The organism is Mycobacterium sp., assembly GCF_036273375.1.
In the GTDB taxonomy this organism is placed as follows: Bacteria; Actinomycetota; Actinomycetes; order Mycobacteriales; family Mycobacteriaceae; genus Mycobacterium.
In genome coordinates, this window is record NZ_DASUHS010000072.1 from 1 (window position 1) to 11,240 (window position 11,240).

Genomic DNA, 11,240 nt, shown 5'->3' on the forward strand with positions numbered 1-11,240 from the left:
GCGATGTCGGTGGCCAGCGGGCCCAGCGTGTAGAACGGGGCCTCTTCACACCACTCCTCTTCCAGCCGCACGTTCTCGACGATCTTGTGCATCGGGACGTGTCCGGGTCCCTCGATCATCACTTGCACGCCATGGGATTTCGCGATCTTGGTCAGCTCGCCCAGGGTGCGCAGCTCGGCGAACTGCGCCGCGTCGTTGGCGTCGGCGATCGAGCCCGGCCGGAGGCCGTCACCGAGAGAGAAGGTGACGTCGTAACGGGCGAAAATCTCGCAAAGCTCGTCGAAGTTGGTGTACAGGAACGATTCCCGATGATGCGCCAGGCACCAGGCCGCCATGATCGAGCCGCCGCGGGAGACGATGCCGGTGACCCGCTTCGCGGTCAACGGCACGTAACGCAGCAGGACGCCGGCGTGCACGGTCATGTAGTCCACGCCCTGCTCGCACTGCTCGATCACGGTGTCGCGGTAGAGCTCCCAAGTCAGCTCGGTCGGGTCACCCTTGGTCTTTTCCAGGGCCTGGTAGATCGGCACGGTGCCGACCGGCACCGGCGAATTCCGCAGGATCCACTCACGGGTTTCATGGATGTTCTTGCCCGTGGACAGGTCCATGATGGTGTCGGCGCCCCACCGGGTGGCCCACACCATCTTGTCGACCTCCTCGGCGATCGAGGACGTCACCGCCGAGTTGCCGATGTTTGCGTTCACCTTGGTTGCAAATGCCTTGCCGATGATCATCGGCTCGATCTCGGGGTGGTTGTGGTTGGCGGGGATCACCGCACGGCCCCGCGCGACCTCGTCGCGCACCAGCTCGGCGGGCATGCCCTCACGAGCGGCGATGTAGGCCATCTCGGCGGTGATCTCGCCGGCGCGGGCGCGCTGCAGCTGGGTACCGCGATCGCGGACCACGCCGGCCCGCGCCGGCAGCCCGGCCGTCAGGTCGATGGTCGCGTCCGGATCGGTGTAGGGACCCGAGGTGTCGTACAGGTCGAAGTCGTCGCCGGTGGACAAGTGCACGCGGCGCAGCGGCACCCGCAGGGGCACTCCGTCCGGGCCCTCGATTTCGCGGTAGGCCTTGCTGCTGCCCGCGATGGGGCCGGTTGTGACGGCTGGGTCAACGCTGTGCGAGGCGGTGCCCGAGGCAGTTCCGGAAAGGACATCAGTCATTTTTCATCTCCCTACGCCGGCATTACCCGGTCAGGTTCGTACGGTCGACGGCCCCGAGCCGTCCTCTCAGCGCACTCGGCGTGCGCTCCCGCGTCGTGTGGATGGGTCCGCACGCGACGTTACCCCCACGGCGGACCGCACGGCAGGATGACGGCCTTTTCACCCGGGCCGGTGGCCGAGGACATACGCCCAGTGGAAAAATGCAAACGTGCAAGAGCGCAGGCGAGCAGGGGAATCGTCATCCGATGGTGACGGCGTGCGGTTCTCCGAGCCGATCGAGCCGGCCCCCGGGTACCTGAATATCGGCGCGTTTCGCTTCTGGTTCTTGGGTCAACGCTGGGAATGGTCCGACGAGGTGGCCAGGATGCACGGCTATGAAGCGGGGGAAGTCGTGCCGACGACCGAACTGTTGTTGTCGCACAAGCATCCCGACGACCGCGCGCATGTACAGGAGTTGCTCGACTATGCGTTGCAGTCCGAAGAGTCGTTCTCGAGCAGGCACCGGTTCATCGACACCGCGGGCACGGTGCACGACGCGATCGTGGTCGCCGACCGCATGCTGGACGAGTCGGGCGCCGTGCTGGGCACCGAGGGCTACTACATCGACCTCACCAACACGTTCGATGAGACCCGGCAAGAGGTGCTCGACACTGCGCTGCCCGACCTGTTCGAGAGCCGCGCGGCCATCGAGCAGGTCAAGGGCGTGCTCATGTACGTCTACCGGGTCAGCGCCGAGCAAGCGTTTCGGGTGCTGCAGTGGCGCTCGCAGGAGACCAACGTGAAATTGCGTGCGCTGGCCAAGCAGCTGCTCGCCGAAATGGCCACCCTGCCGGCGCCGGCGGCCGCCCTGCAGAGTCAGTTCGATCATTTGCTGCTGACCGCGCACGAGAGGATCCCGCCCGAGGCCGCCGGGTAACTACCGAATCGGTAAACGGGCTGTTCGGGTAGGGGTTACTCTCTGGTTATCTGCGATGCGCGACCGCGCATCACCGCCGCGTCGTCGGGCTTAGCGGCTGCAGATTCCCACGTTGGCTGCGGCGAAAGGCATCAAAGTTGTTGGCGGTCGAACACGAGGCCCACGAAGACGTAGTGATTGTTTGCGTCAAAGGCGATGTCGACTCCAGTACCGTCGGTGAGCTCGCCGCTCACCTGACCACCGCGCTCGGGCTGGCCTCGACGCAGCCGGTGCGCCCGGTGGTCATCGATTTGCAGGCTGTTGATTTCTTCGGAAGCGCGGCGTTGAACGCGGTGCTCGACTGCCATGAAGACGCAAAAGCCGCCGGGATCGCGGTTCGACTGGTCGCCGACCACGACCAAGTGCTTCGACCGATCCAGGTCACCGAACTGGACCGGGTCTTCGACATCCACCCCACGCTGTCCGACGCGCTGGAGCACAAACCGCAATGAACTCGGGGCTGCCCGCCGACCTGGCCGCCGCGGTTTCGTTGGGGGGCGAGATGGGCCGCCGATTCGCCGAATACGACTGGGACGCTCATCCGTTGGGGTTACCGCGAGACTGGCCGGCCGAGTCCCGTGCGGCGGTGGCGACGGCGTTGACGTCGCGGTTCCCCATCATGCTTTTCTTGGATTCGAGGGAACTGTTTCTGATCTACAACGACGCCGCCAAAGCGATCCTCGGTGACAGACACCCGGACTCGCTGGCCGGGCCGGCCCGCAAGGTGTGGTGGGACATCTGGGAACAGGTGGGCCCGATGTTTTTCAGCGTCCTCGCCACCGGCGAAGCGACCTGGTTCGACGATCTGCTCGTGACGTTCATCGTCGATGCTCGGCCGCAGGAGCGCTATTTCACCTTTAGTTACAGCCCGCTGATAGCTACCGACGGCGAGATCTCCGGGATCTTCTGCGCCGTCACCGAGACGACCGAGCGAGTGCTGAGTGAACGACGCCTGCAACTGCTCAATTCCGTGGCGTCCGCGGTAGTGGAGACACGGACCATCGACGACGCGGTCAGCGCGGCCATCGAGGTGTGTACAGCACAGCCCGCCGACCTGTCGTTCATCGCCGTGTACGCCGCCTCCGACGAGACGGGGAAAGTCACGCTGCGCGGCGCGACGCCGTCGGTGCTGGCGCTGGTGCCAAGCGAACTGGCCCAGCTGACCGACTGGGATGCGGCCACGCGATCCCGGGCCGAGGTGCAGGTCATCGACGACATGGCGGTCGCGCTCCCCGGGATCGACGAGGCGCTGGGCGCCGACTGTCCGCAGGAAGCTCTGGTTCTGCCACTGGGGGAAGCCTCGACAGCGGGGGCGCTGGTGGTAGGCGCCAGCCCGCGGCGCCCGCTGGACACGCAGTTCCGCGGTTTCTGCCAGCTGCTGGCCGACCAGTTGACGTCGACATTCGCCTCGATCGTCTCCTACGAGCAGCAACGGCACCGAGCCGACGCGCTGGCCGAACTGGACCGGGCGAAGACCGCGTTCTTGACCAACGTCAGCCACGAGTTCCGCACCCCGCTGACCCTGCTGCTCGGACCGCTGGACGACGCGCTGTCGGACGCGGCGCCGGAAAGCGTTCTCGCGGAGCGGCTTACCACAGCGGGACGCAACGCGCGGCGCTTGCAGCGCCTGGTCGACTCGCTGCTCGACTTCTCCCGCATCGAGGCCGGCCGGGCCAACGCGAAGTTGCTGTGCACCGATGTCGGTGCGTTCACCGCGCAGATCGTGTCGTCCTTTTCCGAGCTGTGTCACCGCGCTGGGCTCGAGCTCGAGCTGGACTGCGCGCCGGCCCTGGCCGACGTCGATCCGAGCATGTGGGAGACCATCGTGCTCAACCTGCTTTCCAACGCGGTCAAATACACGCTGCAGGGCACGATTTCGGTGCAGGTCCGAATCGAGGCCGGGGAATGTGTGATGGCCGTGCGCGACACCGGAGTCGGGATCGGCGGCGAGAATCTGAACCGGCTGTTCGAGCGCTTCTACCGGGCCGACAACGTACGCGGCCGCACTGTCGAAGGCACCGGGATCGGGTTGTCTCTGGTCCGCGGACTGGTCGACTTGCACCGGGGCACGGTGGCGATCGACAGCGAATTGGACCGCGGTACAACCGTGACCATCCGGGTGCCGCGATCGGTCTCGGGCGCGGTCGCCGACCCGTCTCCCACTGGGCCCGATGAGACCAATCCGTATGTCGCCGAGGCCAGCCAGTGGATGATGACGGTCGCCGAACCCGTTACTGCCGCACCCGAGACAACCCGCCAGCTGGTGCTGATCGCCGACGACAACGCCGACATGCGGGCCCACCTGACCCGGGTGTTGTCGACCCACTGGGAGACGGTTCCGGTCGCCGACGGCGAGTCGGCGTTGGCCGCGACCCGAAACCTGCGTCCGGACGCGATCGTCACCGACGTGATGATGCCCGGGCTCGACGGCTTCGGATTCGTCGCCGCCGTTCGCGCGGACCCGGATTTGGCGACGACACCGATCCTGATGCTGTCCGCCCGGGCGGGCGCGGAGGCCGTCAACGAGGGCTACGCCGGTGGCGCCGACGACTACCTGCCCAAGCCGTTCCGGTCGCAGGAGCTGATCGACCGGGTGGCCTCGAGGTTGTCCGCGGTGGGCCGCGTGCGTGACCGGCAGCGTCGCGAGGCGCAGTCGCGCCTGGCCTTGGAAATGGTGCACCTCGACTCGGCGCTGGAGGTCACCAGCTCGCTCGCCGGAATCATGGACGCCCTGCTAGGCTCCTTCGGTTCTCGCGACGCCGGTGCCCTCGCGATCGGACTGATCGACGGCGAGCACCACCTGCGGTTTGAATACGCCGGTGATCTGCCCGCGGAGTTCCGCGACCGCTATCACGTCGTGGCGCTCGATGCCCCGTTGATCGGCGCCGACGTCGCACGCACCGGCGAGTCGATGATCGTCACCGACACGTTCGACCTGCCTCCCCGCTACGAGCACGCGGTCCAGGACAGCGCGGCGATCATCCGCGCCTGCGTGACCCATCCGCTGTGGGATGACTCCGGTCGCATCCTGGGGGTGCTGGCGTTGTTGTGGCCGGTACCGCGGCAATTCGACACGGCAGAACTCGATACCTTCGGCCGCATGGCCGAACTGACGTCGTCGGCCCTGGACCGGGTGCGTCTCATGGCCCGCGAACACGAGATCGCCATCGACTTCCAAGAGCACCTGCTCGATCTGGATCGCGGCTCCACCGCAGCGGTCGTCGCGGCCGTCTACCAGCCGGCGGGGGAGGCCATGCGGGTGGGCGGTGACTGGTATTCGGTCACCCCGCTGGACCACCCGGGCAGGATCGCGGTATCGGTCGGCGACGTGGTGGGACACGGCCTGGCCGCGGCAATCGTGATGAGCAGGTTGCGCGCCGCGGTGGCGGCTTCCGCGCTCACCGCCGGTGAGCCGGACGCGGTGCTGGGTTCGCTGGACCGCTACGGCGCCAGCGTCGACGGTGCGCGCTGCGCGACGGTGGCCTATGCGCTGATCGACACCGCAAGCCAGGGGGGTGGGGCCACCGTCAGCTACAGCTGCGCCGGCCACCCGTATCCGCTGCTGGTGTTGCCCGACGGGCAGGCCGCCTTCCTGGAGTCGGGCCGGCGTGCCCCGGTGTCCGTGACGGGAAAAGGCGCCCACGACGCGACCGACAACCCGACCGGCGACACCGCGACGGCGGAGCTGCCACCGGGCGGCTTGATCCTGCTCTACACCGACGGACTCATCGAACGGCCCGGCGAAACACTCGACGACGGATTCGCCCGTCTGCAGGCGGCGGCGGCGCAGTGCGCCGGCCTGCCAGTGGAATCGGTCTGTGCGGAGCTGCTCGCCCGGATGGCCCCGCCGTCCGGCTACCGCGACGACGTCGTGGTGCTCGCGCTGCGGCCAAGCCACCATGCCGCGGGCAGCTTCGCGACGGTGGTGCCGGCCGCACCGGCTCAGATTCCAATCGCGCGCAAACAGCTGCGCGATTGGTTGAAGACCATCGTCGTCGAGCCGCATCTTGAAACGGACATCTTGTTGGCAACCGGTGAAGCGGTCACCAACGCGATCGAACACGGCAGCCGCAATGAGCCACGCCAGACCGTCTCCGTCGAGGCGTTCCTGCATCAGGACACCGTCGTGATCACGGTCAGCGACACCGGCCAGTGGATCGGCGATTCGTCGGCCAGCTTGCGCAGCCGTCGCCGCGGACGTGGGCTCACGCTGATGAGCGGATTGGCCGACGACGTCGAAACGCTCCGCACCCCGGCCGGCACCCGGGTGACCCTGCGGTTCGACCACGCGATCGCCGGGAAGCTCAGCGGCGAGCTGAACGGCTAGGCCTCCTCCATCGCCTCGCCGAGCTCCTCCAAGAGCTTGTTGTGGTGGTTGCTTGCCAGGAAGTGTCCGGCGGCGATGACCAGGGCCACCGGCCAGTCGATGAGTTCGAGGGCCGCCAGGGCGGCCAGCCCGCCGAAGTAGGCCATCTGCTCTGGCCTGGGGATTTCCACCTGGCCGATCACCGGCACGTTCACCGCGAAGGTCTCACCCTCGCGGATCTTGTCCACCGCCTCGCGCTGGGGCGTGCCGCGCCGCGACTTCTTTTCCGCCATCATTTGCCTTTCGGTAACGAAGGGTTTGCCATCTCGCTGGGTCGCGCGTTCACCGTCGGACGTATGTCGACGATGACCGACACCGGGGGCGATCCGCTAGTTTCATCTTTTGCTTCGGTGCTGAGGGTGCCGCTACTCGAACTCTATGCGCTGTTGTGGCGCGTCGGGGTCGTCGAGATTCGGCACAGCGATCGGGCGCCTCGTCGCGGCGCGACGGCGCCGTCCCGGGTGGTTCGGGGCCCGATCTGTCCGGATCCGTCCGCCCACGCCGAAGATCGCGTGGTGCGCCTGCCGTTGCCAGAATTGGCCCACGCGGTGTACCGCCAAGCAACCGGCTGATCGGCAGCGGGTTCGCCTAGTTGGTGCTGCGCAACCGCGTGGTGCCCGCCCGCCGGCCGGCCGCTTTCTTGGCCGTCGACTTGGTGGCGGCCTTCGCGGGCGCGGCTTTCGGGGGCGCCGATTTCTGTGGCGCCGACTCCACCGGCACCGCCTTGAGGTTCGCCTTGACCGCGCGTGGCTCGGCCTCCTGCTTGCGGCTCAACTTCTGCAACAGCAGAGCGCTGCCGCCCACCGCCAGCAGCAGCGGCCACTCCACCAATCCCGCGACGCCCAGTGCGCCGATGGCCAGCGCGGCCGCGGGCGTCGAGTGGCTACCGCTGTTCATGCCGCGCTTGACGCCCTCCGCGGCTCCGGTGACGCCGCCGATGACCCCGTTGACCGCCGCGCCACCCACGGCACCGGCGGCCGCGGTCGTCGCGGTCGCCGCGCGGTTCACCGCCTGACTCACGCCTCGGACTGCTCCGCCGATGACACTCATGATGACTCCCTGTCGTTGCTTCTGATTTCCAAAGCCTGCCACCATGTCATCGCGCAGACAACGAGAAACCGCATGAGAATTGCCTGAGCTTGATGTGAGGTGGGGTCTGGCCCATCGTTATGGATGCGGCTCGGCATGCCTCACATCGATGAGCACCGGCGCGTGATCACTGGCCGCCTTGCCTTTACGTTCTTCGCGGACGATCTGCGCGTCGATCACGCGGCCGGCCAAAGCCGGTGAGCCCAGAATGAAATCGATGCGCATGCCTTGTCGCTTCGGGAACCGCAGCTGGGTGTAGTCCCAGTACGTGTAGACCCCGGGGCCAGGCGTGAAAGGGCGCACCACGTCGGTGAATTGCGCCTCGACGATGGCTTCGAACGCGCGGCGTTCCGGCGCGGACACATGCGTGGCGCCGGTGAAGAACTCCATACTCCAGACGTCGTCGTCTTGCGGGGCGATATTCCAGTCGCCGGCCAGCGCGATCGCCGCGGTGGGGTCGTCGCGCAACCATCCCGACGCCGAATCGCGGAGTGCGGCAAGCCATTCAAGTTTGTACGTGTAATGCGGGTCGCTCAGCGAACGGCCGTTGGGAACGTAGAGACTCCACATCCGGACGCCATCGCAAGTGGCGGCCAAAGCACGGGCTTCCGCGGTGGCGGCGACTTCTGGCTTGCTGCTCCAGGTGGGCTGGCCGTCGAATCCGATCTGCACATCGTCGAGGCCGACGCGTGACGCGATCGCCACGCCGTTCCACTGATTGAAACCGACGTGGGCGACCTCGTAGCCGAGTTCGAAGAACGGCAAAGTGGGGAACTGGCCATCGGAGCATTTGGTTTCCTGCATGGCCAGCACGTCGACGTCGGCGCGGGCCAGCCAGTCGATGACGCGGGGCAGCCGGGAACGAATCGAGTTGACGTTCCAGGTGGCCATCCGCAGCGGCGATCGCAAGCGCGGCGAAGCCGGGCGCGGCGGGTCGCCGCCATCAATCGGCAGCGGCGATCGCAAGCGCGGCGAAGCCGGACGCGGCGGGTCGCCGCCATCAATCGTCCCGTCGGGCATGGCTAAACGCTAGTCCAGGCGCCCGGGCGCACCGGAACGTAGCGACGGCGGTGGTGCAGCCGGAATCCCAGCGCCGCGGCAAGCGTCGTCGCGCCGGTGTCGGGTATCCGCATGTAGCCGCGCGTCGCGCCGCGGTCGGCGCCCCAGGCCAACAACGCCTCGCACACGTCCACCGACGACCGCTCGTCGGCGCCCGTCGCGGAGCGTATGGCCGAGATGCCCACCCAACGCGCGCCATCGGGTGCGTCGGTCACGGCGGCGCGAGCGACCGCGCGGTCGCTCTGCATCCCGAACGCGAGCTCGCCGTCGATGACGGCGGTGAGCACCTCGACCGGAATCTCGCCGCCGGACATCCGCAGCCACGTGTCATCGGGCCGCGGTGACAGTCTGACGGACGGGTTGGCGTCGCGGGCGGCCACATCGGAAAGATCGCGCACCACAACCTGTTCCGTGCGTTCGCCGGTCAACCCGGGCGGCAGCGTCAGCAGCCGATCGGGTACGGCCAGCCGTGGCGTCAGGCCGCGGCGCTCATACCAGTCGACGATGGCCGGGAGCGCGCGCACTTGAGCGGAAAGATCCAGTGGCACGGCGGAATTCGCGGCGATTCCGACACCGTGGCCGGCTCGCAGCAGCCAGCCGTCGAGCCAAGTGTGCTCGGCGCTCGGCCACGCCGCGGCGGCGGCATGCTCGAGCGCGCGGATCTGCGAGGTGCGGATCGGAGTGTCGGTGAGCACCCGCAGCGCGACGGCATCCGAGGGCGCGAACTCGACGACCGCGCCGGTCTTCGTCTGCACCCGCACCATCGGGTCGACCGCCAGCAGGTGGCCCACCGCATCGGTCAACGGCGGCACCGAACCGGCGGGGCGCCGGTAGCGAACCGTCACCCGGGTTCCCGGGTCGGGCCACGAGACCATCAGTGACCGAACGGGTCCGGTCCCTCGCCGGGCATCCAGGAGAGGCCCGGAACGCCCCAGTTGTTGGATTTGACAGCGCGTTTCGCGCTGCGCGCATGCCGGCCGACGAGGCGGTCCAGATAGAGGAAGCCATCCAGGTGCCCGGTCTCGTGCTGCAGCATCCGCGCGAACAGGTCGTCGCCTTCGATGGAGACCGGCTTGCCGTCGGCATCGAGTCCGGTGACACGGGCCCACTTGGCGCGGCCGGTGGGAAAGGATTCGCCGGGCACCGACAGGCAGCCCTCGTCGTCGTTGTCCGGGTCGGGCATGGTCTCGGGTATCTCGGAGGTCTCCAGGACGGGGTTGACGACAACACCGCGGCGGCGCTCGGTGTGTCCCCGGTCGTCGGCGCAGTCGTAGACGAAGACTCGCACGCCGACCCCGATCTGGTTGGCCGCCAGCCCGACCCCGTGCGCGGCGTCCATGGTGTCGTACAGGTTGGCGATCAGCTCGGCCAGATCCGCCGGCAGCGTACCGTCGGCAGCGACCGGCACCGGCTGTGTCGGGGTGTGCAGGACGGGATCTCCCACGATGCGGATCGGAACGACTGCCATGGTCGGCTAAGCTACCGCACGCCCGCGGGCTGCCAGCCTGCGATCTGCAGTCTGGGCAATCTTGGTGAATCGGCCGACTCGCGGGTCTGGATGACGGCTTGAGGGTTTGGCGCGTGTTTCAATATTCGCCGAAACACGCGCTTAGCTAAGTCAAGTCATTCGAGCAGTTCGGAATTCGCCGGAAGGGTCCAGGGGAAGCGATATGGACAGCGCCATGGCGCGGGCAAATCGATCGGGGGACGACTCTGAGATCGCAGATGGGCTCTCCCGCCGCGAGCACGACATCCTGGCCTTCGAGCGCCAGTGGTGGAAGTTCGCCGGTGTGAAGGAAGACGCCATCAAGGAGTTGTTCTCGATGTCGGCGACGCGTTACTACCAAGTGCTCAACACGCTCGTCGACCGGCCCGAGGCCCTGGCCGCCGACCCGATGCTGGTGAAACGGCTGCGCCGGCTGCGCGCCAGCAGACAGAAGGCACGTGCGGCGCGGCGGCTCGGCTTCGAGGTGACCTGACTCGTTACAGTAGGGCTCGATGAAAGAACGAGTTCCCGACTCCACCGGGCTGCCCCTGCGGGCAATGGTGATGGTGCTGTTGTTCCTCGGCGTCATTTTCCTGCTGCTCGGTTGGCAGGCTCTGGGTTCTTCCGGGAGTTCCGACGACGATTCGGCGTCGGCGGTGTCCAGCGCGAGCGCCACCAGCTCGGCGTCGACGTCGGCCACCAACAAGCCGGCGAGCAACCAGGCCGAGGTGCAGATCTACAACATCTCCTCGAAAGAGGGTGTCGGCGCGCGCACCAAGGACCAGCTGACGTCCGCCGGATTCAAAGTCACCAAGGTCGACAACATGGCTGTGCCCGACGTCTCCGCCACCACGGTCTACTACACCGACGCCGGTGACGAGCACGCCACGGCCGATGCGGTGGGCAAGAACCTGGGCGCACCCGTCGAACCGCGAATCCCCGCGCTCAGCGCCGAGCCGCCGGGTGTCATCGTCCTCGTCGCGGGCTAGGTAGGCGATAGGCTGCTGGCTATGCCTAAGCTGCCCCCGTTGGTTCTGGCCGGTTGTGTCGTGCTGCTGGGCGCCTGTTCGTCGCCCGAGCACGCGTCGTCGGTTCCGGGCACCACCCCCGCGAGTTGGACCG

12 protein-coding genes, 1 pseudogene and 1 riboswitch are annotated in these 11,240 nt (G+C 67.5%); of the genes and pseudogenes, 7 read left to right on the top strand and 6 right to left on the bottom strand.

What is annotated here, in order from left to right; translation table 11 throughout:
• Positions 1 to 1,163: phosphomethylpyrimidine synthase (gene thiC, locus VFW69_RS06370; RefSeq protein WP_526499290.1), on the bottom strand; the 1,163-nt coding region annotated here is incomplete at its 3' end.
• Positions 1,155 to 1,265, bottom strand: a riboswitch (TPP riboswitch). (Overlaps the previous gene by 9 nt.)
• 154 nt (positions 1,266 to 1,419) lie before the next feature.
• Between thiC and VFW69_RS06375 the strand changes: the two genes are divergently transcribed.
• The 3 genes from VFW69_RS06375 to VFW69_RS06385 all read left to right on the top strand — a co-directional run bounded on the left by VFW69_RS06375 (position 1,420) and on the right by VFW69_RS06385 (position 6,445).
• Positions 1,420 to 2,079: an ANTAR domain-containing protein gene (locus VFW69_RS06375; protein ID WP_526499292.1), complete on the top strand. Its 660-nt coding sequence runs from the start codon at positions 1,420 to 1,422 to the stop codon at positions 2,077 to 2,079.
• Positions 2,080 to 2,216: 137 nt separating this feature from the next.
• Positions 2,217 to 2,570, top strand: coding sequence for an STAS domain-containing protein (locus VFW69_RS06380; protein ID WP_526499294.1), 354 nt, complete (start codon positions 2,217 to 2,219; stop codon positions 2,568 to 2,570).
• Positions 2,567 to 6,445: a SpoIIE family protein phosphatase gene (locus VFW69_RS06385; RefSeq protein ID WP_526499296.1), complete on the top strand. Its 3,879-nt coding sequence runs from the start codon at positions 2,567 to 2,569 to the stop codon at positions 6,443 to 6,445. The genes VFW69_RS06380 and VFW69_RS06385 overlap by 4 nt, the downstream gene beginning before the upstream one ends.
• Here the strand turns inward: VFW69_RS06385 and VFW69_RS06390 are convergent.
• Complete coding sequence (locus tag VFW69_RS06390; RefSeq protein WP_526499308.1) at positions 6,442 to 6,717, bottom strand: hypothetical protein; 276 nt, start codon at positions 6,715 to 6,717, stop codon at positions 6,442 to 6,444. The two genes, VFW69_RS06385 and VFW69_RS06390, sit on opposite strands and share 4 nt — an antisense overlap.
• Positions 6,718 to 6,789: 72 nt before the next feature.
• Here VFW69_RS06390 and VFW69_RS06395 point away from each other — a divergent pair, with 72 nt between their 5' ends.
• Positions 6,790 to 7,056: an Rv1535 domain-containing protein gene (locus VFW69_RS06395; protein WP_526499310.1), complete on the top strand. Its 267-nt coding sequence runs from the start codon at positions 6,790 to 6,792 to the stop codon at positions 7,054 to 7,056.
• 16 nt (positions 7,057 to 7,072) lie between these two features.
• On the opposite strand, the gene VFW69_RS06400 is transcribed toward VFW69_RS06395, so the two are convergent.
• The 4 genes from VFW69_RS06400 to VFW69_RS06415 all read right to left on the bottom strand — a co-directional run bounded on the left by VFW69_RS06400 (position 7,073) and on the right by VFW69_RS06415 (position 10,100).
• A complete protein-coding gene (locus VFW69_RS06400; RefSeq protein ID WP_526499298.1) occupies positions 7,073 to 7,534 on the bottom strand; it encodes a hypothetical protein in 462 nt (153 codons plus the stop codon).
• A 117-nt stretch (positions 7,535 to 7,651) separates the two neighbouring features.
• Entirely contained in the window at positions 7,652 to 8,470 is an 819-nt protein-coding gene (locus VFW69_RS06405) for an exodeoxyribonuclease III (RefSeq protein WP_526499312.1), read from the bottom strand.
• A gap of 125 nt (positions 8,471 to 8,595) precedes the next feature.
• On the bottom strand, positions 8,596 to 9,507 hold the full coding sequence (locus VFW69_RS06410; protein WP_526499300.1) for an N-acetylglutamate synthase, CG3035 family: 912 nt from the start codon (positions 9,505 to 9,507) through the stop codon (positions 8,596 to 8,598).
• Positions 9,507 to 10,100: a peptide deformylase gene (locus tag VFW69_RS06415; RefSeq protein ID WP_526499302.1), complete on the bottom strand. Its 594-nt coding sequence runs from the start codon at positions 10,098 to 10,100 to the stop codon at positions 9,507 to 9,509. The genes VFW69_RS06410 and VFW69_RS06415 overlap by 1 nt, the downstream gene beginning before the upstream one ends.
• 202 nt (positions 10,101 to 10,302) lie before the next feature.
• Between VFW69_RS06415 and napA the strand changes: the two genes are divergently transcribed.
• The 3 genes and pseudogenes from napA to VFW69_RS06430 form a co-directional block, all read left to right on the top strand.
• Positions 10,303 to 10,611, top strand: a complete 309-nt coding sequence (gene napA, locus VFW69_RS06420; RefSeq protein ID WP_526499304.1) for a nucleoid-associated protein NapA — start codon at positions 10,303 to 10,305, stop codon at positions 10,609 to 10,611.
• Between the two features lie 19 nt (positions 10,612 to 10,630).
• The gene (locus tag VFW69_RS06425) at positions 10,631 to 11,107 is read left to right on the top strand and encodes a LytR C-terminal domain-containing protein (RefSeq protein ID WP_526499306.1); all 477 of its coding nucleotides are present in this window, start codon (positions 10,631 to 10,633) and stop codon (positions 11,105 to 11,107) included.
• A gap of 21 nt (positions 11,108 to 11,128) precedes the next feature.
• Positions 11,129 to 11,240 (top strand): annotated as a pseudogene (locus tag VFW69_RS06430) (superoxide dismutase[Cu-Zn]); the annotation flags it as partial.

Excerpts from the sequence above, each read along its gene's own strand:
- VFW69_RS06385 (WP_526499296.1), top strand. The coding sequence starts at position 2,567 with ATGAACTCGGGGCTGCCCGCCGACCTGGCCGCCGCGGTTTCGTTGGGG.
- VFW69_RS06390 (WP_526499308.1), bottom strand. The coding sequence starts at position 6,717 with ATGGCGGAAAAGAAGTCGCGGCGCGGCACGCCCCAGCGCGAGGCGGTG.
- VFW69_RS06395 (WP_526499310.1), top strand. The coding sequence starts at position 6,790 with ATGACCGACACCGGGGGCGATCCGCTAGTTTCATCTTTTGCTTCGGTG.
- VFW69_RS06400 (WP_526499298.1), bottom strand. The coding sequence starts at position 7,534 with ATGAGTGTCATCGGCGGAGCAGTCCGAGGCGTGAGTCAGGCGGTGAAC.
- VFW69_RS06410 (WP_526499300.1), bottom strand. The coding sequence starts at position 9,507 with ATGGTCTCGTGGCCCGACCCGGGAACCCGGGTGACGGTTCGCTACCGG.
- VFW69_RS06415 (WP_526499302.1), bottom strand. The coding sequence starts at position 10,100 with ATGGCAGTCGTTCCGATCCGCATCGTGGGAGATCCCGTCCTGCACACC.
- napA (WP_526499304.1), top strand. The coding sequence starts at position 10,303 with ATGGACAGCGCCATGGCGCGGGCAAATCGATCGGGGGACGACTCTGAG.
- VFW69_RS06425 (WP_526499306.1), top strand. The coding sequence starts at position 10,631 with ATGAAAGAACGAGTTCCCGACTCCACCGGGCTGCCCCTGCGGGCAATG.